The organism is Novosphingobium sp. PhB55, from assembly GCF_004368805.1.
Lineage (GTDB): Bacteria > Pseudomonadota > Alphaproteobacteria > Sphingomonadales > Sphingomonadaceae > Novosphingobium.
The window spans coordinates 1-21,777 of the sequence record NZ_SODQ01000008.1 but is presented as its reverse complement, the minus strand read 5'-3'; the positions used below and the strand labels follow the sequence as shown (position 1 = coordinate 21,777).

21 protein-coding genes and 1 tRNA gene are annotated in these 21,777 nt (G+C 63.2%); 13 read left to right on the top strand and 9 right to left on the bottom strand.

Annotated elements, in window-relative coordinates; all coding sequences use genetic code 11:
- Position 1: 1 nt before the first annotated feature.
- The gene (locus EDF57_RS19770) at positions 2–559 is read right to left on the bottom strand and encodes an ankyrin repeat domain-containing protein (protein WP_243841158.1); all 558 of its coding nucleotides are present in this window, start codon (positions 557–559) and stop codon (positions 2–4) included.
- A gap of 202 nt (positions 560–761) precedes the next feature.
- On the opposite strand from EDF57_RS19770, the gene EDF57_RS19765 reads away from it, so the two are divergent.
- Genes EDF57_RS19765 through EDF57_RS19740 form a run of 6 tightly spaced genes read left to right on the top strand, consistent with a single transcriptional unit; the run spans position 762 to position 4,748 of the window.
- Entirely contained in the window at positions 762–1,361 is a 600-nt protein-coding gene (locus EDF57_RS19765) for an SCO family protein (RefSeq protein WP_243841157.1), read from the top strand.
- Complete coding sequence (locus EDF57_RS19760; protein WP_132265593.1) at positions 1,358–1,855, top strand: YcgN family cysteine cluster protein; 498 nt, start codon at positions 1,358–1,360, stop codon at positions 1,853–1,855. Before EDF57_RS19765 ends, EDF57_RS19760 begins: the two co-directional genes overlap by 4 nt.
- A gap of 3 nt (positions 1,856–1,858) precedes the next feature.
- Entirely contained in the window at positions 1,859–2,584 is a 726-nt protein-coding gene (locus tag EDF57_RS19755; RefSeq protein WP_134095474.1) for a SprT family zinc-dependent metalloprotease, read from the top strand.
- A gap of 33 nt (positions 2,585–2,617) precedes the next feature.
- Positions 2,618–3,115, top strand: a complete 498-nt coding sequence (locus EDF57_RS19750) for a hypothetical protein (protein WP_132265589.1) — start codon at positions 2,618–2,620, stop codon at positions 3,113–3,115.
- A complete protein-coding gene (gene ribD / locus EDF57_RS19745; RefSeq protein WP_243841156.1) occupies positions 3,112–4,128 on the top strand; it encodes a bifunctional diaminohydroxyphosphoribosylaminopyrimidine deaminase/5-amino-6-(5-phosphoribosylamino)uracil reductase RibD in 1,017 nt (338 codons plus the stop codon). Before EDF57_RS19750 ends, ribD begins: the two co-directional genes overlap by 4 nt.
- A gap of 2 nt (positions 4,129–4,130) precedes the next feature.
- Positions 4,131–4,748 carry a riboflavin synthase gene (locus EDF57_RS19740; RefSeq protein WP_134095473.1) on the top strand — a complete coding sequence of 206 codons (618 nt, stop codon included), beginning with the start codon at positions 4,131–4,133 and terminating at the stop codon, positions 4,746–4,748.
- A gap of 62 nt (positions 4,749–4,810) precedes the next feature.
- On the opposite strand, the gene EDF57_RS19735 is transcribed toward EDF57_RS19740, so the two are convergent.
- The 3 genes from EDF57_RS19735 to EDF57_RS19725 form a co-directional block, all read right to left on the bottom strand.
- Positions 4,811–5,344 carry a GNAT family N-acetyltransferase gene (locus EDF57_RS19735; protein WP_134095472.1) on the bottom strand — a complete coding sequence of 178 codons (534 nt, stop codon included), beginning with the start codon at positions 5,342–5,344 and terminating at the stop codon, positions 4,811–4,813.
- Entirely contained in the window at positions 5,345–6,523 is a 1,179-nt protein-coding gene (locus EDF57_RS19730) for an aromatic amino acid transaminase (protein WP_134095471.1), read from the bottom strand.
- A gap of 207 nt (positions 6,524–6,730) precedes the next feature.
- The gene (locus EDF57_RS19725) at positions 6,731–7,483 is read right to left on the bottom strand and encodes a DUF1134 domain-containing protein (protein ID WP_243841196.1); all 753 of its coding nucleotides are present in this window, start codon (positions 7,481–7,483) and stop codon (positions 6,731–6,733) included.
- Positions 7,484–7,818: 335 nt separating this feature from the next.
- On the opposite strand from EDF57_RS19725, the gene EDF57_RS19720 reads away from it, so the two are divergent.
- Positions 7,819–7,910: transfer RNA gene (locus EDF57_RS19720), tRNA-Ser, on the top strand.
- A 270-nt stretch (positions 7,911–8,180) separates the two neighbouring features.
- On the opposite strand, the gene EDF57_RS19715 is transcribed toward EDF57_RS19720, so the two are convergent.
- Complete coding sequence (locus EDF57_RS19715) at positions 8,181–8,558, bottom strand: hypothetical protein (protein ID WP_208324907.1); 378 nt, start codon at positions 8,556–8,558, stop codon at positions 8,181–8,183.
- A gap of 60 nt (positions 8,559–8,618) precedes the next feature.
- A complete protein-coding gene (locus EDF57_RS19710) occupies positions 8,619–11,336 on the bottom strand; it encodes a TonB-dependent receptor (RefSeq protein WP_134095468.1) in 2,718 nt (905 codons plus the stop codon).
- Between the two features lie 336 nt (positions 11,337–11,672).
- Between EDF57_RS19710 and EDF57_RS19705 the strand changes: the two genes are divergently transcribed.
- From EDF57_RS19705 to EDF57_RS19695, 3 genes are read left to right on the top strand one after another with little or no spacing between them, the layout of a single operon-like run.
- Entirely contained in the window at positions 11,673–12,812 is a 1,140-nt protein-coding gene (locus EDF57_RS19705) for an aldose epimerase family protein (protein WP_134095467.1), read from the top strand.
- Between the two features lie 56 nt (positions 12,813–12,868).
- Positions 12,869–13,981, top strand: coding sequence for a cellulase family glycosylhydrolase (locus EDF57_RS19700; protein WP_208324921.1), 1,113 nt, complete (start codon positions 12,869–12,871; stop codon positions 13,979–13,981).
- Between the two features lie 37 nt (positions 13,982–14,018).
- Complete coding sequence (locus EDF57_RS19695) at positions 14,019–15,209, top strand: SGNH/GDSL hydrolase family protein (protein WP_134095465.1); 1,191 nt, start codon at positions 14,019–14,021, stop codon at positions 15,207–15,209.
- A gap of 47 nt (positions 15,210–15,256) precedes the next feature.
- Here EDF57_RS19695 and EDF57_RS19690 read toward each other — a convergent pair whose 3' ends face one another.
- Both EDF57_RS19690 and EDF57_RS19685 read right to left on the bottom strand, forming a co-directional pair.
- A complete protein-coding gene (locus EDF57_RS19690; protein WP_134095464.1) occupies positions 15,257–16,282 on the bottom strand; it encodes a glycoside hydrolase family 43 protein in 1,026 nt (341 codons plus the stop codon).
- Positions 16,279–16,914 carry a 2-dehydro-3-deoxy-6-phosphogalactonate aldolase gene (locus EDF57_RS19685; RefSeq protein WP_134095463.1) on the bottom strand — a complete coding sequence of 212 codons (636 nt, stop codon included), beginning with the start codon at positions 16,912–16,914 and terminating at the stop codon, positions 16,279–16,281. The genes EDF57_RS19690 and EDF57_RS19685 overlap by 4 nt, the downstream gene beginning before the upstream one ends.
- Positions 16,915–17,263: 349 nt before the next feature.
- On the opposite strand from EDF57_RS19685, the gene EDF57_RS19680 reads away from it, so the two are divergent.
- The 3 genes from EDF57_RS19680 to EDF57_RS19670 all read left to right on the top strand — a co-directional run bounded on the left by EDF57_RS19680 (position 17,264) and on the right by EDF57_RS19670 (position 21,146).
- Entirely contained in the window at positions 17,264–18,307 is a 1,044-nt protein-coding gene (locus tag EDF57_RS19680; RefSeq protein ID WP_243841155.1) for a family 43 glycosylhydrolase, read from the top strand.
- Between the two features lie 239 nt (positions 18,308–18,546).
- Positions 18,547–19,203, top strand: coding sequence for a FadR/GntR family transcriptional regulator (locus EDF57_RS19675; RefSeq protein WP_347876958.1), 657 nt, complete (start codon positions 18,547–18,549; stop codon positions 19,201–19,203).
- A 488-nt stretch (positions 19,204–19,691) separates the two neighbouring features.
- A complete protein-coding gene (locus tag EDF57_RS19670) occupies positions 19,692–21,146 on the top strand; it encodes a M1 family metallopeptidase (RefSeq protein ID WP_243841154.1) in 1,455 nt (484 codons plus the stop codon).
- A gap of 112 nt (positions 21,147–21,258) precedes the next feature.
- Here the strand turns inward: EDF57_RS19670 and EDF57_RS25845 are convergent, their stop codons facing one another.
- On the bottom strand, positions 21,259–21,645 hold the full coding sequence (locus tag EDF57_RS25845) for a hypothetical protein (protein WP_208324905.1): 387 nt from the start codon (positions 21,643–21,645) through the stop codon (positions 21,259–21,261).
- Between the last annotated feature and the right edge of the window lie 132 nt (positions 21,646–21,777).

Genomic DNA, 21,777 nt, shown 5'->3' with positions numbered 1-21,777 from the left:
CTCAGAACGTCGGGCCGTAGACGGCCTTGCCCTTGCCCGAATTCTTCTTGGCATAGTCGTCAAGCAAGGTTGCCAGCGTGCTGCCACGCGCTTCCTGCGCGGCATAGTCGCGCGCGCTGCGGCCGGAATTGTCGGAGCGGCTGGGATCGGCACCGGCTTCGAGCAGCGCCTTCACCATGTCGGTATCCTTGCGGTGCACCGCGAAGATCAGCGGAGTTTCGCCGGCATCGTTGGACGTGCTCGGGTTGGCCTTATGATCGAGCAGCACCGAAACGCCGTCGCGCCAGCCCAGGCTGACCGCAACCGAAAGCGGGGTCCGGCCACGGTCGTCGGAAGCGTTGACGTTGGCGCCCTTGCCGATGAGGTAGCTCAACCAGGTGATGTCCCGCCGGTTCGTGACGATCAGCAGCGCCGTCTCGCCCGTCGTCACGTCCTTGGCGTTGACGATCTGCCCATTGTCGGCAAGCGCCTGCTCGACTTTCTCGCCTTCCTTTTTCTTCACCGATTCGAGGAACTTGTACCCCTCGGAGAAATCGGCGTGAGCTGGGGAAGCGAACATCAGGCCTGCGGCCAGTGCGGCCAGGAATGCCCTGACAGGACGCGCTCTGAGGATTCCACGCGAGCGCTGGGACACGTTCCCGGACATGGTCTTCGACACCTTCATTACCTCCAGACAGACAAGGGCGCCCTGAAAACCGGCCTTCCCTTCCGGCATCGCACCCTTGCGCCAGAGGCTCTAGCAGAGCATGAAGCGCGGCGCCATGACATACCTGCTGCGCCGTATCGCCCCCCTCGCCCTGGCCATTTCGCTGGGCCTGCCGCTCGCTGCCTGCCAGCAGTCCGCCACCGAGGCGCCGCCGCTGGAAGGCGCGCAGATCGGCGGACCCTTCACGCTGACGGACAAGGACGGCAAGACCGTTACCTGGGAGAGCTTCAAGGGCAAATGGCGGATCGTCTATTTCGGCTACACCTTCTGCCCGGATGCCTGCCCGATGGATGTCCAGGCGATGATGCGCGGCTTCTCTCTCTACGAGAAGGCCCATGCCGCGCAGGCCGCCAAAGTGCAGCCGATCTTCGTGACCATCGATCCCGCGCGCGACACGCCCGAAGTCGTGGGCCAGTGGACCGCCGCCTTCGGACCGCGCCTTTACGGCCTCACCGGCAGCCCCGCGCAGATCAAACAGGCGGCCGACGCTTTTGCGGTCTATTACAAGAAAGGCGAATCGACGCCCGGAGGCTATCTCATGGATCACAGCCGCACGGCATTCCTGATGGACCCGGACGGCAAGCCGATCGCCATGCTGCCGGTGGACAAAGGGCCGGAAGCCGTCTCGGCCGAACTGGCGAAGTGGGTGAAGTGAACGCAGCCAAGCCTTTCTGGGAACGCCCGATCGACACGCTCAACCGCGAGGAGTGGGAAGCCCTCTGCGACGGTTGCGGCCAGTGCTGTCTGCACAAGGTCGAGGATGCCGATACCGGGGAGATCTACCACACGAACGTCGCCTGCAAGCTGCTCAATCTCAAGACGGCGCAGTGCAGCGACTATCCCCGGCGGCACAAGTTCGTGCCGGACTGCCTGAAGCTGACGCCCAAGACGGCGGGCAACCTGGCCTGGTTGCCGCCCAGCTGCGCCTATCGCCTGCGCGCGGACGGTGAGCCCCTGCCGGAATGGCATTATCTCGTCTGCGGCGACCGCGAGGCGGTCCATGCGGCGGGGATCTCCGTTGCGGGCAAGGTCATCAGCGAGACGGTGGCCGGGCCGCTCGAAAACCACATCGTCTGGCCCTATGGCGACGATGAGGACGCTGAGGAATATCTGGAACCCGAAGGCCCTGCGCCTTGGGAGAGCAAATAGCCCGTGCTCGACTGGCTTCGCCGTGACCCTCGCGAAGAGCCGGTGCTCGAAATCGCCGGCCGTCAGGTTCCCGTCGTGATCCGCAGGCTGGCGCAGTCCCGGCGGATGACCATGCGGCTCGCCCCCGACGGCAGCGAAATCCGCATTTCCGTCCCGCGATGGACGCGCACCGAGGACGCCGTGGCCTTCGCCCGCTCCAAGCAGTCCTGGCTGGCGATCCAGATCGAGGCCATGCCCAAGACGCAGCCGCTGGGCGACGGCGCCCTTCTCGACTTTCGGGGCCACCGCTTCACGATCCGCCACGATGCCGCCCTGCCGCGCCGCCCCGTGCCGGATGACGGATTGCTCTTGGTCGGCGGCCCGGAAGGCTCTCTGGCTGCGCGGCTGAAGCGCTGGCTCGAAGGCGAAGCGCGCGACGTGCTCGCGCAGGATCTGGCGGAATACTGCGACCGTGCCGCACAAGCGACACCGGCGCTGGCGCTGTCGGGCGCACGGCGGCGCTGGGGCAGCTGCGCGGCGGATGGATCGATTCGCATCAACTGGCGGCTCATCATGGCGCCGGACCCGGTGCGCCGCTCGGTCGTGGCGCACGAAGTGGCGCATCTGGTGCACTTCGACCATTCGCCCGCATTCCATGATTTTCTGGGACAAATCTTCGAAGGCAGCGTGCCCTCGGCCAACAGGTGGCTCAAGGAAAATGGGCGCTCGCTCTATGTGCCGTTCGGGTAGCGTTCCGCCCTTTTAGCGACTACATAGCCCGGCATGGCACTGTTCAAGCGTTCTGGTTACTGGAAAGACGTCAGCCCGGTCGGCATGATTGCAGACTTCCGCGCGGTGTGGAAGCAGGCGGGCAGCAACCGCTGGCGCATCGCCGCGGTTTCGGCAGCATGCACGTTCTCGGTCTTCTATCTCATGTCGACCCAGGAAGGGCGCGGCCCGCATCCGCCGCCCAAGGTCGTCTATATCTCGGTGCTTCCGGCCCATCGAACCGAGGAACAGATCCTCGCCTCGAATATCGAGAACCAGAAGCGCAAGGAAGCCTGGGCGGCCGAGCAGGCCCGGCGCGAGAAGGACGTTCGCGAGATCTACAAGACGATCGGTCGCTACTCCGGGATGGACGTGGACAAGATCGCGCGTGAGGCCGACGCCGAGGAAGCCGCGCGCAAGAAGGCCGAGATGGACCGCATCGGCAAGCCCCGCCTGCCCGAAGGACGCACACTGCCGCAGGTCGATCAGGTTCCGACCCAGCCTGCCCAGTGAAGACTGCTGGTAATGTGAAGATTGCCGCCGGTCACGATGCGCGCTGGCTGGCCGCGGCCGCCGCGATTGCCGCGCGCGCACGGCCTTCCAGCAGGCCAAACCCCGGCGTCGGCGCGATCCTCGTGAAGGACGGCAAGGTCATCGCCCGTGGCTGGACCCAGCCCGGCGGTCGCCCGCACGCCGAGGCGATGTGTCTTGCGCTCGCGGGCAAAGCTGCACGAGGCGGCACGCTCTACGTCACATTGGAGCCTTGCGCCCACCAGTCGGCGCGCGGCCCCGCCTGCGCCGATCTCGTCTGCGCCGCCGGACTGGCCCGCGTGGTCATCGGCTGCATGGACCCCGATCCCCGCACCTCCGGCGCCGGCCTTGCGCGCCTGATCGCAGCCGGAATCGAAGCGATTTATCTGCCTTCAATAGCCTGCCAGCGAAGCCTTTCCGGCTACCTGATCTCCAAGCGCCTCGCCCGTCCCGAAGTGACGCTCAAACTGGCGCTGTCGCTCGACGGCTGCATCGCCCTTGCCAGCGGCGAGAGCCAGTGGATCACCGGAGCCGAGGCCCGTGCCCATACCCATGCCATGCGGGCCCGGGCCGATGCCATCCTCGTTGGCGGCGGAACGCTGCGCGCCGACCGCCCTCGCCTCGATGTCCGCCTGCCGGGGCTCGAAGCGCGCAGCCCGGAGCGCTGGGTGCTGACACGCGGCAGCGTTCCCGAAGGCTGGAAGGCGCTGGCAAGGCCCGAGGACGTGACCGGCATGGCAGGCATTCAGCACCTCTTCGTCGAGGGCGGCGCCGGCGCTGCGACTGCCTTCCTGCGCGCTGGCCTGGTCGATCGACTGCTGATCTATCGCGCACCGATCCTCATCGGAGGACGTCCCGCTCTTTCCGACTTCGGGCTTGCAAGCCTTTCCGAAGCCCACGGCCGCTGGCGCCTCGCCGAACGGCGGCGGCTTGGCAGCGACACGCTGGAAGTCTACGAAACCGCACATTCATCAGAGCACCCGCTCGAAAGGTAGCCATGTTCACCGGAATCGTCACCGCCATCGGCCAGATCCGCGAAGCCCGCCAGACGGGCGACTTGCGCGCGGTCATCACTTGCCCCTTCGATCCGGCCGGCATCGCCATGGGCGCTTCGATCTCGTGCTCGGGTGTGTGCCTGACCGTGGTGGACAAGGGCGGCGTGGCCGGTGACGCCTGGTTCGCAGTGGACATCTCGGCGGAATCGGTTTCCCGCACCGTGCCGGGGCGCTGGACCCAGGGCACCAGCCTCAATCTCGAACCTGCCCTCAAGCTGGGTGACGAACTGGGCGGGCACATCGTGACAGGCCATGTCGACGGCGTCGGCACCATCGTCAGCGTGACGCCGGAAGGCGATTCGAAGCGCTTCGTGATCGCCGCCCCGAAGGAACTGGCGCCCTATCTCGCCCCCAAGGGCTCGATCACCGTCGACGGCGTATCGCTGACGGTGAACGACGTGACCGACCAGGCGGACGGTAGCTGCCATTTTACGCTCAACATCATTCCCCACACCTCCGAAGTCACCACGATCGGCGCGTTCAAGGCAGGAGACAGCGTGAACCTGGAGATCGACGTGCTTGCCCGCTACCTGCAGCGGATGCAGTCGCTGCGGAACTGAGGAAAATCGAAGCAGCGGAAGGGTCGCTCGGAGACCCTTCCAAGGCCTCCAGCCAACAATCCTCAATCCGCCAAAGGCCCATTGGCAAAGCTCTCGCGGGTGATTTCGAAAAGCACATGCGGAACGATCACGCCGCATAGTTCGCGTTCGAAAGCGCGATCCGTCAGAAGGCCGCCGATATGGCCCATGGCCTTGCGTGAGATCACGTTGTTTGCGCCGACCATGAAGGTCACCCGCGCGAAATGGACCAGCGCATGGGCAAGCATCAGGCGCTTCATCTCGGCATTGCAGCCGCGGCCCCAATACGCGCGCGCCAGGAAAGTCCAACCGATCTCGATCTCGTCGCCATCAGGCTGGCCGTAACGGCCGGAGCCGATCAGCGCCCCGCTCTGCTTGTCGACAACCGCGAGAGCCCCGCCGCTGGCCATTGCCTCGGCAAAGAAGCGCCGGAACACCGGCTCCTGCCAGCGATCGTGAGCGGGATGGCCCGCCCAGATCTCGCGATCGGAAGCCACGGCAAACAGCGCGTCCCAATCGTCGGCACGAAGCGGACGAAGAACCAGCCGGTCCCCTTTAAGGACCGGCTGGCGATCCATTCAGGCCGTCACGTCCGCCACTGCGGCGATGAACTTGTCGATGTTGCCCATCGTCAGGCCCGCCACGTTGATACGGCCCGAACCGGCCATGTAGATCCCGTGCTTCTCGCGCATTTCAAGGACCTGGTCCTTGCTGAGCGGCACGATCGAGAACAGGCCGTTCTGGCCGCCCATCGGCGTCAGGTCCACCGCACCGGCAGTTCCGGAAGCGGCAAGCTTGGCGCGAACCTGGCGCATGCGGTCGCGCATCTCGTCGAGTTCGGCGAGCCACTGCGCGGTCAGCGCTTCATCCTCAAGGATCAGACGAACCGCGGCACCGCCGTGATCTGGCGGCTGCGACCAGTTGGCGCGCGCCAGGTTGTGGCCGTTCGACATGACCTTGGCGAGGTCGGCCGGATCGGAGACCATCGCATAGAGGGCGCCGACGCGGTCGCGATAGAGGCCGAAGTTCTTGTCGCACGAATAGCAGATCAGGGCTTCCGGCACGGCCACGAGCACGCGGCGCAGGCCATAGGCGTCTTCTTCCATGCCCATTCCCAGGCCCTGGTAGGCAAGGTCGAGGATCGGCAGGATCTTGGCGTCGGCGATGAGCTGGGCAATCTCGTCCCACTGCTCGTTGGTGTAGTCGATGCCGGTGGGGTTGTGGCAGCAGCCGTGCAGCAGGATGGCATCGCCTTCCTGGGCACCGGTGATCGCGGCGCGCACGGCGTCCATGTCGGGGTGGCCCGAGGGCAGCGCGTGGTTGAATTCGACGACGCCCAGGTCGAGGTCGGCGCAGATCTGCGCATGGTTCGGCCAGCTCGGCGTACCGACGATGATCCGCTGATAACCGGCGCGCTTCACCATCGCGAGTGCGAGGCGCAGCGAACCGGTGCCGCCGGGGGTCTGCATGCCTTCGATGCGGCCGCCCATGTCGGGGCTGTCCTTGCCGAAGACATAGGGCATGAGCGCTTCGACGAAGCCCATGTCGCCCTCAGGACCGAGATAGGCTTTCGAGTCCTGCTCGGCGACGAGTTTCGCCTCGGCCGCCTTGATCGAGCGGAACACCGGGGTATCCCCCTCGCCCGTGCGGTAGACGCCGACGCCGAGGTCGATCTTGTCTGCGCGCGGATCCGCGTTGTGGAGCTTGATGAGCGCGAGAAGCGCATCGGCGGGCTGTTGCTGAAGGTTCGTAAGCATGGCGCGCGGGGCATTAGACCGAGCAGGGACAGCGCGCAATGCCGGATCGACCGACAATTGCCGAGAACTGCAAATTTATCGCGCCCGGCGATGCCGGATGCCCGTCAGGGCGAAATTTTGTTTGAATGGAACGAAAGATGCAAAGCCACGCAGCGCCGACCGGAAGCCGACGCTGCATGGATCCAAAACCGGGGAGCTGAACGCGCCTTAGAAAGGCATCCAGCTCTGTTTGTGGGTGAACTTCATGTAACCGATGTTGGCCCCGAGACGCAGGCCCGCACCGGCGCGAACCGGAATAAGCACGACGTTGCCGCGCCGCAGATAACTGATGTTGAAGCCGCCCACGAGATAGGCCTGCCCCTCGCCGGCACCGAATCGGTGGTAGAGGTCTTCGGTGTCGTAAAGGTTGTAGACCAGCACGAAGGCGTTGCCCGCGTTGGCACCGGCATCGAAGCCGATCGAAGGGCCAGTCCAGTAGACTGGCTGCTCGCCCTCCACCTTGTGATAGAGGGTGCCCGAACCATAGCGCAGGCCCACGGCGATCGCGCCGCCGCCTTCACGGCCGATGATGTAGCCGTTCGGCTCGCCCTGCTTCTTGAGCAGGTCCTCGATCACACCGGCGAGCCCCTTGGCACCCTTACCGAAGACGCCCTCGGCGGCGCCGATCAGGTCGTCCTGGCGATAGGTCGTCGATCCGTCGGCAGGCGGCGTGGTCTGCGAAGGTGTGGTCTGCGAGGGGCTGGGCGCAGGCTGGTAGGTCGAACCGTTAGCCGACGAATCGACCGGCGTTCCGTTGCCCGGATAAGGCGAAGGCGCGTCCACCGGCGGCGCTTCGGCCGGGGGCGCATATGTGTTGCCTGAGGCGTTTCCGCCGTTGAGGTCGCTGTCGATCGCCGCATCGGGATCGACCGTGGTCACTTGTGCCGTGGCGGACCCTATCGGAGCGAGCAGGACCAGCATGGCCGCAACGGCGCCGCCGACCCTCCGAGACAGGCGAACCGTCGCCCCCCTGGCGGCGATTTGCGTGGTGAATGACATCTGGTGGCCCTCCAATGGCGATCCCGAATTCCATACGACAGGTACGCTCCCGAGCGCACACTGCGACATGCCACTAAAGAATCCAGAGCGCATGACCCCGCAATGAACGGTCGACAGGACGACTCGGTTTTGCGGCAGATCGAATCCCCGCGAAACCCCATGCCTCGACAAACATTTCCACAGGCGTAAAAAACTACGACAAGACCCTCTTGCCGACACAAACACCCCTCGTTATACGGCGCCTCCTAGGCCGCTACGGAGACGTGGGTGAGTGGCTGAAACCAGCGGTTTGCTAAACCGTCGTACCCTTAAGGGGGTACCGAGGGTTCGAATCCCTCCGTCTCCGCCACGGCGGCGCAGTTTTCTGCGCTTCGTGGGCCTAAGTTTCAGCCCGGGTCCACGATAGGGACCATGATAGACACTTCGTTTGGAAGAGTTTTTCATGGACTATCGTGGACCTCGGGCTAGAAATTTTTCCGAGAAATTTGTAGATTTTCATGACGCCGGCGAATGCTTTTACGTCGGGTGCCGTGATTTGTTCAGATCGGTAAAGTCGCGGCGAGCCCCGAGTCGCCCTGGCCGGCGAAGGACTATATCTCAGCGCCTCAGCGTTTGTTGATTAGATCGTTGCTGCTTTAGCGTGATGCCACTCTTCTCGCTCGTCGCGGCCCACGCCGCTTGCCGCCGAGCGATTCCATGGCAACGATATCAACGTGTCCTTTAGGGCTAAGGTGAAGACCGATACGGCGACGTCGAGGATCGATGTTCGCGACGATCGACCGTTTGCCGGCCCGATCCACTGGCGGCGCTGTCCCATTGTCACGCGATCGACGCGACAAGCGATCCAAGGCCGTGCCTGGCGTTTGGTCAACCCATCCTGCAAGCCAATGCCTATGTCCGCTACGGCGAGCTTGACGGCCAACCGGGATTTGCGGGGCCACTTCACGAGCGTCACTGGAGCGACCAGTGTGGTCGCAAGGAAAAGGCGGGGCGCCATCACAGCGCCCCGCCCTTGTTTCGGCTCTTTCGGAAACGATCTCCTGGCGGTCGTCCGAACTTAGTACTTCAAGCGAATGCTTGCACCGTAGAACTTGTCGTCGATACGGATGTCGTGCGGGAAGGCTGGCGTATCGAAGTAGCTGTAATACTTGCCGCCGTTCACATTGACGCCGTCGAACGTGACGGTGATATTCGGTGTCACGTCATAGCCAATCGAGAAGTCGAGACGGCCGTTGGACTTCACCTTGTTGAACTGCACCGAGTCTGTCGAGCCGGTCAGCGTACCCGCTCCGAATGCCGTCTCGTTGTAGCCCGAGCGCCAGGTGTAGACCACGCGCGCGGTGATGCCGTACTTCTCGTAAAGCGCGCCCGCGGTGTAGCTGTACTTTGACACGCCGAGCAGCTGCTGGCCTTCCAGAAGATCGCCCTTGGTCGTCACCTTGCTGTCCGCATAAGTGAAGGTACCCATGAGACCGAAGCCGTCGAAGCCTTCGGGCAGGAAATCGAGGAAGAACTGGCCGGCCGCCTCGATGCCCTTGAGGTTCGAGGAACCAAGGTTGCGCGGCTGGGTGATCTGGTAGGTCTGTCCGTCGATCACCTGGATCGTGGTGTCCGGTGCCACGCGATCCTTGAGCTTGCGGTAGTAGCCCGCCAGCGAGACGTAGCTGGAACGGCCGAAGTAGTATTCCGCAGTCACGTCGAAGTTGTGGGACTGCTGTGCCTTGAGATCGGGATTGCCGCCGGAACCTGCCAGGATGACGTTCGGGTTGCCGCCCGGCGCTGCCAGCGACAGGCCGGGGTTGAGATCGCCGAACGTCGGCCGCGACATCGTCTTGGCATAAGTACCGCGGAACTGAAGTTGGTCGTTCGCCTTGAAGCGGATGCTGGCGTTGGGCAGGACGTAGACGTCCGAGGTGTCGCGGTTGACGGGTACGAACAGGTCGCTGCCGTCCGTTGCCCCGCCGATCACGCGCGAGGTGCCGTCGATCGTGCGGTTGGTCCGTACTACGCGCAGGCCGACAAGGCCGTCGATCATCGAGACATCACCGATATCGAGCTGGTACTTGCCCTGCATGTATGCCGCGAAGGTCTTCTCCGCCGCATCGTAGTTACGGGTCGGATCCCAGTCCGGATCGCCGGCGGGCGCGCCGTAAAGCGCCCGCAGGTCATCGGTGTTGTTGAGCAGGTAGTCCGCGTTGGGCGTATACCAGTGCGATCCGCCATTGATGTAGGGGATGGAATCGGGCGAGCGCACCATGAAGTCAGACGGCAGGCCAACCGAATCGACCAGCGTGCCGCGGTTCGGTCCGGGGAACGAAGGACCGCCTGCCACGGCCCGGAACGTGCCCTGGCGATCGCTGTAGCGTGCACCGACCTGGACCTGGCGCAGGAAGCTGCTGTCAACGTCGAACGCGGAGTCCAGCTTGAAGGCATACTGGCGGCTGTTGGACTTGTTGAGGTCCTGGAAAAGCGTGTTGGCGAAGACGAAGCCGTCCGGGGTGGACAGCGGATCGCCTACCATCTGGGTCGTGCCGTGACCGTTGTCGTTGACCAGGATGTCCACCGACTGGTTGCGCTTGGCCACGTCGACGATGATCGCGCGGTTCGCGTTCTTCGACTGAATGTAGCTGGCGTCGAACACGACATGGATCGTGTCGGTGTTCCACTTGGCCCCGCCGCCCAGCACATATTGGTCGGTGCTTTGCTTCTTGGCCTGAGTGCTGGTGAGTGCATCGACGCCGTTGAAGGTCGCCGACTGACCGATGCACAAGTTCTCGACATTGTTGCCGCCGAGGAATCCCGCATTGTCGACGGGAGCGGTGAAGCAGTCGCTGCTTGCGGTGGCGTTGGTGATGCTGTTCCCCGCGAACAGATCGGCGAAGATGAAATTGGTCGCGAAAGTCGAGCGATATCCGGTGTACAGGCCGTCGAGGTAGAGTTCCAGCTCGGGGGTCACTTCCCACTGCAGCGCTGCATTGACCTGCGGGCGCGTGTTGTGGCCGGTGTCGGTGGTACCGCCCACGCAAGTTGGCAGGACAAGGTCCGGCGCGCCGGCAGGACCGTGGTTGGTCGAGCGCGGGTCGCAGTTGAAGGAAACCGGGCGGCTGAAATTGTTGCGCGCGTAAGAGACGTCGATCAGCGCACCCAGACGGCCGTCGCCCACATCCCAGGTGTTGGAGACGAGCAGACCGGCCGTGTAGCTGGTCTCGTCGGAGACGCGGCCATTGTAAACGCGGCCGTTCGCGGCAATGGTGAGGCCCTTGTCGAAGTTGAAGGGCTTCTGGAGCTTCATATCGATAACGCCGGCGACGCCGCCCTCGATAAGGTTGGCCGAGTTCGACTTGTAAACGTCGATACCGCCGATCGCCTCGGCCGGAAGATCCTGGAACGAGAAGCCACGGCCAACGCCGGTGAAGATTTCACGGCCGTCCAGTGTCGTCAGGATATCGCCCAGACCGCGCACGATCGGGCTCTGGATTTCATTGTTGAAGCCATTGACCACCTGGACGCCGGCGACGCGCTGAAGCGCAGAAGCGACCGACGTGTCGGGAAGCTTGCCGATGTCCTCTGCCACGATCGAATCGACGACGAGATCGGAATTCTTCTTGATGTTGCGGGCGGCCTCAAGGCTGGCGCGCTGGCCGGTTACGACGATCTCGTTGCCAGCGACGTCGGCGGCGGCCGCATCCTGGACTTCCTGTGCATGGACTGGCGACCAGATCGTCAAGGCCAGGGCCGAAGACGACAGGACGAGCGAATGAGCAATGCGATTCATGGGACCTCCCTCCAGGAACAATCGGCCCCTTTGACGGGCCTTGCCTGGGCTCATACATTTCTGTTTCTTGTCCGACAAGGCATATTTGTCTGATAAATAAGTTGCCACGCAAAATGGCCGGTGGTAGCCGCTCAAACAACGCTCCCGCGAGGTTTGCCGCAAAAATCGGCATGGACGGAAACGAGCGAAGTTGAGGGAGGCCGGCGTTTCATCGATCGACAGAGCAGCCAGTTTGCTTGGCTTCGCAACGCGCCTTCCCAGCGCGCCCATATACCTGTCGGCTGATCGCGACAGGTCGGGCAGGATCACCGGCGCCAAACACAATAAGGAGAGAGCATGCTGAAGGTTATCGCGAACGCCGCGCTGCTGGCGACCGTCGCCGCCACGGCCATCACCCCCGCGCTGGCAGCCGAAGTCAAGCGGGAGAACTTCGGGAAACTGCCGGACGGGCGAACCGTCGAGGCAGTGACGCTCACGAACGGCAAGGGCATGGCGGTCCGCGTAATGACGCTGGGCGCGTCGATCCAGTCAGTCATGCTTCCCGATCGCAGCGGTAAAGCCGTGGATGTCGCGATTGGCTACGACAGCCTCGATGGCTATATCAAGGCACCCGAATTCTTCGGTGCCACCGTGGGGCGCGTCGCCAACCGCATTGCCAGGGGCAAGTTCTCACTCGACGGCAAGGCTTATACTGTACCGGTCAACAATGGCGTCAACTCGCTCCACGGAGGCACCAAGGGGTTCGACAAAGTCGTCTGGACCGTGCGCGCGGTGAAGAACGGGGCCGAAGCCAGCGTCACCATGCGCTACACCAGCCCCGATGGCGACATGGGCTACTCCGGCACGCTGACCACTGATGCGACTTACAGCCTGGACGAACAGAACCGGCTGAGGATCACTTACACCGCCACCACCGACAAGCCGACCGTGGTCAACATTTCGAACCACGCCTACTGGAACCTTGCCGGACCGGGGCGAACCGCGATGGATCACCTGCTCACCATTCCCGCCGACCGGTTCACGCCGACGGACGAAACCTCGATTCCGCTCGGCGAGCACCGTGCGGTCGAAGGTACCGTTTTCGATTTCCGTAAACCCACCCCGGTGGGCGCGCGGGTGCGCAGCGGTGATGACAAGCAGATGGTCTACGGACGCGGCTACGACCACAACTGGGTCGTCGGCCAGGGTGTTACAAAGGACGAACACATGATGGCGCGCGTGGTGGAGCCCACCTCGGGTCGCGGCTTCGAACTGTGGTCGAACCAGCCAGGCCTGCAATTCTACTCAGGCAACTTCATGGATGGTACCCTTACCGGCAAGTCCGGCCAGATCTACCGAGAGGGCGATGCCCTGGTGTTCGAACCGCAGCTTTTCCCGGACAGCCCTAACCAGCCGCAGTTCCCCTCGGTCCGCCTCGCTCCAGGCCAGACCTATCGGAACGTCATGACCTACAAGTTCTTCGTCACTGCAGAATAACAGAGGATCCCAACGTGAAAGCACTCGCAACCTCCCTGCTCGCAACTGCCGCCGCCCTGATCGTCCAGGCGCCTTTCACATCCGCCGAAGCCCGCCCTCAGTGGACGCCCGCAGAGGCAAAGGCGTGGTATGGCAAGCAGCCGTGGCTGGTCGGCTCGAACTTCGCGCCTGCCACTTCGATCAATCAGCTCGAGATGTGGCAGGCAGCAACCTGGGACCCCCAGCGGATCGATTACGAACTGGGTCTCGCCCAGGGCATCGGCATGAACACCATGCGCGTATTCCTCCACGACCAGCTCTGGCAGCAAGACCCCGAGGGTTTCAAGAAGCGCATCGATGAATTCCTGTCCATCGCAGCGAAGCACAAGATCAAGCCCCTTTTCGTGCTGTTCGACAGCTGCTGGGATCCGAACCCCGTGCTGGGTCCGCAGCATCCTCCTATCCCGGGCGTCCACAACTCCGGTTGGGTCCAGGGTCCGGGTCTCCCGGCGATGCGCGATCCCTCCCAGGAAGGCCGCCTGAAGACTTATGTGCAAGGCGTGATCGGCGCTTTCGGCAAGGACGATCGCGTTCTCGGCTGGGACCTGTGGAACGAGCCCGACAACGGTGCCGACCAGTACAAGGGTCAGGAAGGCAAGCAGCCGATGGTGCTCGCCCTGCTCACCAAGGTTTACGGCTGGGCACGCGAAGCGGACCCCTCGCAGCCGCTAACCTCGGGCGTTTGGCAGCATGACGACTGGAAGACCCCCGGCGCCCTCACCCCGATGGAACAGCTCCAGCTGACCCAATCGGACGTGATCTCGTTCCACGACTACAACTGGCCGGAGAAGTTCCAGGAACGCGTCGACCAGCTGAAGGTCTACGGTCGCCCGATCCTCTGCACCGAGTACATGGCGCGCGGCAACGGCTCCACGTTCGACGGCTCGCTGCCGATCGGCAAGCGCGAGAACGTGGCGATGATCAACTGGGGCTTCGTCGACGGCAAGACCCAGACCCGCCTGCCCTGGGATTCCTGGAAGAAGCCATACACCCAGGACGAACCCACGATCTGGTTCCACGAAGTGTTCCGCACGGACGGCACCCCCTACCGCCAGGCCGAAGTAGACCTGATCCGCAGCCTTTCCGCAGCCCCCAAGGGCGTCGTGCCCACTGCGAAGAAGACGAAGTAGTTCTGGACATTTCAGGACCGGCCCGGAAGGAAGCGGCATGCGTATCACCTCAGTGCTTGCCGCCGCCTTCGGTCTCGCTCTTGCGAGCGGGCCGGTCCATGCCGCTTCCGGCGCTCCGACCTGGGTGGGAGCCTGGGGCTATGCCTCGGCCGATGCCGGTCCCACCGAGGAATTGCTGCCTCCGGGGACCTATCGCTACCGTGTCCGCCTGACGCAGGGGGGCAGCGCGGTCCAGGCGACTTTCAGCAATGCCGAGGGCGATGCCCCGCTGGCCCTGACTGCGGCCACCATCGCCAGCCCGCTTGCAAACCACGGCACCGAAATCGCGCCGCAGACCATTCATGCCCTCACCTTCTCCGGCAAGCCCGGCGCTGCTCTACCGAAGGGCCAGGCGCTGATGAGCGATCCGCTGACGATCCCGCTAGCAAATGGCCAGGACGTGATCGTAAGCGTCACGTTCTCCACGCCAACGCGCGCGCCGCGGACCAATCTCGGTATCGAGATGGCGTTCTCTCCGGCCTCTTCTGCTTCCGTGTTCCAGCCGATACAGGCCCGCTCCTGGCTTTCGCTGGTATCGGTCCGCACGGTGCAGGCGCCTTGCACGGTGGTCGCTTTCGGTGATTCCATCACCGACGGGTTCGACAGCCTCTCCGCCGAGACGCGCGGCTGGCCGGGACGTCTTGCCGAACGCATGGCCGCGCTCCCGTCAAACCGCCGCTGCAGCGTGGTCAACATGGGGATCAGCGGCAACCGCGTCCTGCGCGAAGGCCGAGGCGTATCCGCGCTGGACCGTTTCTGGCGCGACGTGGCGAGCGTGCCGAACGTCACGCATGTCATCTTCCTCGAAGGCATCAATGACATTGGCGCCGGCGGTAACGAAGGTGCCGACGCTGTCAAACCGGAAGAGCTGATCCATGGCTATCGCCAGTTCGTCGCCCGCGCCCATGCGCTGGGCATCAAAGTGATCGGCGGAACCATGACGCCGGCCCTGCACGCCGGCTACATGTCACCCATGAAGGAACAGACCCGCCTTGCCGTAAATTCGGCGATCCGCAGCGGCAATATTTTCGACGGCATCGTCGATTTCGACGCCGCCGTTCGAAATCCGGCCATGCCTTCGGATCTGCGGCCGGAATTCGATCCCGGTGACCATCTTCATCCCAACGACGCTGGCTTGCGCGCGATGGGCGATGCCGTCGATCTGCGAATGCTGACTTCGGCCAGGTAACTCTGCCCGCCCCCTCCCTTGCGGGAAGAGGGGGCAGTTCGTTCCGTTTAGGGCTGCGGCGCGGGGACCTTGTCACCAGCGCGGGATGGCACCGGGAAGATCGGCATGCCGTCCTTGGTCCATTCCATGCGCTGCACGCGCGGCGAGCGGGCAGCGGTGCATTTCTGGTCCGGGCCGGTATTGGCGTGGTAGACGATCCAGGTCTGCTTCCCGCCATCGGTGGTGAAGAAGCCATTGTGCCCCGTGGCGTAGACGTTGTTCTGCGGCGCCTTGGCAAGCACCGGCTTCGGCGACTTGACCCAGCTCTCGGCCTTCAGCGGATCGCTGCCTGGCGCGGCATGGAGGAGACCGAGGGCATAATCGTCCGACCAGCAGGCGCTGGCCGAATAGGCCAGGAACAGATCTCCCTTGGGGCCGGCCAGAAACTCCGGCCCCTCCAGGATCTGGCGCCCGCCCTGGCGTTCGAAGTCGAGGTCGGGCTTCGCGATGACCGTCTCACCCGGACCGAGTGTCCAGGGGTTCGTCATCGGTGCGATGGCAAGGACGCTGTCGGGACCATCGTAGGCGGAGTAGATGAAATAGCGCTTGCCGCCGGTCTCGAAAACGGTGCCGTCGATACCGGTCATGCCGGTGACGATGCGGCCCCGGTCCACCCATTCGCCCTTGAGCGGATCGGCGCTGGCATTTTCCAGCACGAAGATGCCGCGATGTGCATCGTCGTCATGCCCTGCGGCGGCAGCGGTGTAATAGACGTACCACTTGCCGTCGATGCGGTGCAGTTCCGGCGCCCAGATCGAGATCGCGTTCGGGCCGCTGGCTGGCGGCGTCCATATGACATGCTCGGGCGCTTCGGCCAGCTTCGAAAGGTCGTCGGTCTGGCGGATGGCCAGGCGGTCTCCCTTAGTGCCCATGAAATAGAAGGTCGAACCCTGGTGAACGATCCAGGGGTCGGGACCGCTCGCGAGCAATGGATTGGTGAGAGTCGCGCTGATGGCCGCCGGCGTGGTGCCGGTGGGTGCGCAAGCACCAAGGGCCAGCACTGCGAGCGCGGCGGGGGCGAGGGATCGGATCATGCGGGTGTCTCCATCTTGGCCCAGGCCGCCGCGAAGGCGCGGGCATTGGCAGCTATTTCCCGGGTGGTGGCGCCAGCCCTGTAGAGCGACGAGCCTAGGCCGAAACCGTCGGCTCCGGCCTCGCGCCAAGGCTCCATGTTATCGGGCGTAATGCCGCCGACCGCGAAGAGCGGAACATCTTTGGGCAGCACGGCCCGCTGCGCCTTGACGACCGAGGGCGTCGCGGCCTCTGCAGGGAACAGCTTGAGGCCGGTGGCGCCTGCCGCCAGGGCGGCGAAAGCCTCGGTGGGCGTGAAATAGCCCGGGAGCGAGACCATACCGCGCCGGGCGGTTTCCGAAATCACGGCAAGGTCGGTGTTGGGCGAGACGATCATGGCGCCGCCCGCGTCCTCGACTTGTGCCACTTGTGCGGTCGTCAGGACCGTACCCGCCCCCACGACCGCGCGGTCACCGACCCGTTTGACGAGGCGCTCGATACTGACGAGCGGTTCGGGCGAATTCAAAGGCACCTCGATCAATGTGAACCCTGCCTCGACAAGAACGTCTCCGGCAGCCTCCACCTCATCGGGGGCGATACCGCGCAGGATGGCGACCAGTGGCAGGCCGGCCAGAGCGGAAGCGAAATCAATCATGACATATGGTTCCTGATGCGCCTGATGCCGGCAACGAAGGAGGCCCGGCGATTGGTCGTGCCCCAATCACGGCAATGAAAGGCGCGTTTGCCTCCTCCCCGCTATTGGCAGCTGCCTGCCCCATCTCGTCTCCCTGCCGTTTCGGGCCATTTTTCCGGGCCTGTCCGGCTGCCGATCCGAAACCTCTCGAATCAGGCCGCCGACCCGTCCCGACCCTGAATAACGTCTAAAACCGTATTTATAAGATGAATCTTGACAATGGCGCGCTGGCACTGCTTTTTGACGCTCAAGCACAGAACACATCGGGAGACGAAAATTGGCACGGGGCAATTCGCGCAAAGCCGCAGGCATGGCCATCGCAGCGATCATGGGCATGGCAGCACAGACGACCGCCACGGCCCAATCGCCCGCCAGACCGGCGCGAACGGAGGTCGTTCCGGGGGCGCCAGAGACGCCTTATGTCGATCCCGACAAGGCCTACCTCTTCGCCCACATGACCAAGGAGCGCTACGGCGTACTGTACTACACCGTCAGCAGGGACGGACTTCACTGGACCCAGATCAACAGCGGCAGGCCGGTATCCGAAGACTATCACGGCCATCCCTCGATCGCGCGCGGTGCGGACGGGCGCTATTACCTCGTCGGCAACAAGAGTGACGAGGATCCCTACATCCGCTTCTGGGTGTCCGACGATCTCGTCGCCTGGAAGCCATACGGCACCTACAAGCCGGATGTGCTGCACGTTCCCGGCCTGCCGCATGCCCTGCAGCGGATCGGCGCGCCCAAGCTCTTCTTCGACAAGCCCTCGGGCAAATTCCTGCTGACCTGGCACACCGCCACCGTGCCCGGCGTGCCCGAGGATCCGGAGCGCTATTGGGCGAGCCAGCGGACCCTCTACGCCCTTTCGAGCGACCTCAAATCCTTCGACAAGGCGCCCAAACGCCTGTTCGACTGGGACATGGCGACGATCGACACCTTCATCCAGCCCGAAGCCGATGGCAGCGGCTACTGCGCGGTGATCAAGGACGAACGATACCCCAGCTATAACTGGACGACCGGCAAGACCGTGCGCGTCTCCTGCGCCAAGGACCTGTTGGGCCCTTACCCGCTGCCCGGCCCCTCTATCAGTCCCAACTTCCGCGAAGCGCCCACGGTCATCCGCGCGCCGGGCGGCGAGGACTGGCTGATGTATTATGAGCAGTACGCGGGAACCAGCTACGGCCTGTCCAAGGCACAGCGTCTTACGGGCCCGTGGTTCCAGGTTTCAGGCAACTCAGGCGTTCCTGAATGGAACCGTTACGAGATGCCCGCCGGCTTGCGCCATGGTTCAATGATAGAAATCACCAAGATACAGTATGATAGGCTTGTGAAGGCTTTCCCCAACGACAAGTAAATCGCGACTGGCAATAGGCGCTATCACATCCACTTCACGGCTATCATATGAACGGACTTATCATATTAAAGGTTCTTGCGTCGCCCGCGATGTCCAGTAGGTTGGGCGGGCGACAGGATCGAACCGTGCGAGCGGGATGACAACACAAGGACGGCTTAGTGACAGGCTCCTCCCCCCTCATCGTCGATGAGCCCGTCGCTCAGCTCGGCCGCAATCTGACATATGGCCTGCTCGACAGCATGGGCCGTGCCATCGTTACCGGGCAATTCGATAACAAGGTTTTTCCCACCGAAGCCGAGCTCGCCAAGCAGCACGGCGTCAGTCGCTCGGTAACGCGCGAGGCGGTCAAGATGCTGACCGCCAAGGGACTGGTCAGTGCCCGTCCCCGCCAGGGCACCATCGTGCAGCCGACCTCGTCTTGGAACCTGTTCGATACCGATGTCCTGCGCTGGATGCTCGAGCGCCAGCTTTCGGTCGAATTGCTTCGCCAGTTCAATGAGTTGCGTGTCGCGGTCGAACCTGAGGGTGCCGCTCTGGCGGCGCAAGTCGCGGGAGAGGAAGACATTTCGCGGATCAGGGCGGGTCTTCTGCGGATGCGCGCTGCGGAGAACGGGCTGGACGACCCTCTGGAAGCCGACATCGCTTTCCATGTGGCGATCCTGCGTGCCTCGAAGAACCCGTTTTATATCCAGCTTCGAGACATCGTCAGCACGGCTTTGCGCACTTCAATCCGTTTCACCAACCGGATCAAAGGCCGCACCGCCGATGTCGACGAGCACGCAAAAGTGCTGGACGCCATCATTGCACGAGACTCCCACGCGGCGCGTATCGCCATGCGTACGATCATCGGTGACGTGCTCGGCCTGATCGAGAAGCGTCATCCCGCTCCGGAATGATCCGCGCTCGTCGTCGGTCGCCCTTCGTTGGCTGGATGATCGGAAGCCCCAACTGGCATACGGTGAGGGCTGACTACCGTCTGTGAATACTATCGGCCGTCCTAGATCCAGTTTCCCCAACATCATCGATGCTGCGGCCGGAGCGCCGCCCCAGACGGTTCAGAAGTCCCAGCCTGGATTGCAGCGGCCAAAGCAAGTACGAAAATAGCCACATCACCTCGCCATCGAATATGATGATTTAGAGTGGAGAAACGAGCATTGATGGCAAGCTGGGTCCAAATGGATAGTCGCGCTAACAAAAGGAGATTACCGGAATACACGGCTATTTCGCGAACATTTGCCGTCGAGTGCCTATCGGTTAAAACCTTGCAAGATAGCAGGTCGGCTCCGGGCGTGTGGCCGCGTATCGATTTTCGACCGGAACTCCGCTCATAAATTCGTCGCAGCGCGGCTTATCAGCGCAAACACCTTCAGTTAGGAATATGCGGATGTACTGCGACACCAATTGGGGCGATGCGGAATGGAACAGCTTCTCCCCCGTGCCGTATGGGCTGAACCTAACCGTGCAGATGTCGTCGACTATGCCTTGGTGGCTATGGTTATCGGCGCTGATGTCCATGGCCGTACCTGCGAGTCCCGCCTTTGCTCATCCGACGCCGACAGCGTCTTTCGACGTTCAGAGCTATGACCTGACGCTCACGCCAGATATGCAGAACGCAACGGTGGCAGGACGCGAGGCGATCCGCTTAAGAGCGAACGACGACGGACTGAAGCAGCTTAGTTTCTCTGGGAACGCGCTCACCATCGACAGTGCGAAAGTTGATGGCCTGCCCGTCCATACCACGGTGGCGGGCGACAGTCTTATTTTTGATCTGACCAAGCCTTTGAAGAGCGGACAGATTGTCAAACTAGAACTCACTTATCATGGGCGCCCCGCACGCGGGTTGGCGCGTTCGGCTACAGCCCTCTACACAAGCTATTTCGCGTGCGACTGGATGGTTTGTCTCCAAAACGCGTTTGGAGACAAGGCGGCATTCTCGCTCGCACTTCGTGTCCCAGCCCGTAGGGACACGATCTCCGTCGGCCGGATGGTATCGAGACGTCCGGGCCCGGACAGCAGCGAGATCCACAGCTGGAAGGCACCGCGGCCATATTCACCCTATCTCTACGGCTTCGCAGTTGGACGATTTGCCCGCTCCAGCCAACAACTCAAGACCACCAAGCTTACTTACCTCAGCGACGTAGCAGGCGCTGAGGAGTTAGAGCGGCGGTTTGCGATCGTGCCTGAAATGGTCCGCTTCATCTCGGATAAAGCCGGGGTGCCGCTCCCGGTAGCTGAGTATAGCCAGCTTTTGGTTGAGGGCGACGAAGCGCAAGAGGCCGCAACCTACTCTGTCATCGGCATAAACGAATTGCCGGCAAGAACGAACGATCCTGGACAAGATTGGGTGATTGTTCACGAACTGGCCCATCAATGGTGGGGCAATTTGGTTACCTGTGCGACCCTTCAGGATTTCTGGCTGAACGAGGGCATCACGACTTTTATGACAGCCGCCTGGAAGGAGCATCGCTACGGGCGGGCTGCCTATGATGCCGAACTGGACGTGGCACGGGGCCGATGGGAAAAGGCGAGAGCTAAAGGTTTCGACAAGCCTCTCGCCTGGGGCGGACGCTATCCCTCGCTGGGGACACGCCGGGCAGTCCAATACAGCAAGGGCGCCCTGTTCATGGATCATCTCCGTGTCACGCTCGGCGACGCGGCCTTCTGGTCTGGCTTGCGGCGCTACACTCGCGCCCATGCCGGCCGAACCGTCACCAGCATTGACTTCGAAAGGGCAATGGAAGACGCGAGCGGCCGGGACTTGCGCCAGGTTTTCGCGGATTGGGTATTTGGAGGAGATGCAGAGGCGGAACAGCCGCATTCGCCTGGACGGTCCCACTAAGCGATCAGGCGGGAAGCGGTGCCATTTTCTCGTGGCGACTTGACCGGCGCCGCCCTGCGAACGGCAGGATTGTCCCACTTCTACGCGTGTTAGGCTGAGGCCGCACCCTAGTTCAGCCATTCCATAGCCAAGGTGGAAATGACTGCTGTTCCTGGAACCTGCCGCTCGCAGTCCATTGCAGGACCCCGGCAGCGCTGATGACACCGCCGGCCATGCACACACCGGCCCAGCCCCAGAGGCTGTACATGAAGGGCGCTATAGCTGTCCCTGTCGCGCTGCCGAGTGAATAGAGCACCATGTACGCGGCGATCGCGCCTGCTATGCCGACCAATCCGAACAGGCCGACCTGCGTATGTGACAGCCCCGAACCGGGAGCCGTCAGCGGAAGAACCAAGGCGGTCCAGAATGTGCTGAAGGCTGCAAAGATGGCCATGGCGGCACGATCGAGGAGGCACAGCAAGTCGTGCTTGACGGACTGGGCGGGAATTCCATCGGGCATGCCGCAGAACCTGACCTGCCCCCCGGCGGTCCCTCGGTCATAACGAGAGTCTTGCGGTTGAATAATCCGGCACGCTCGCCTGCACAAGCGCGTCGGGCGTGATGCTATCGTCCTGCACGAACGTCCGACGCG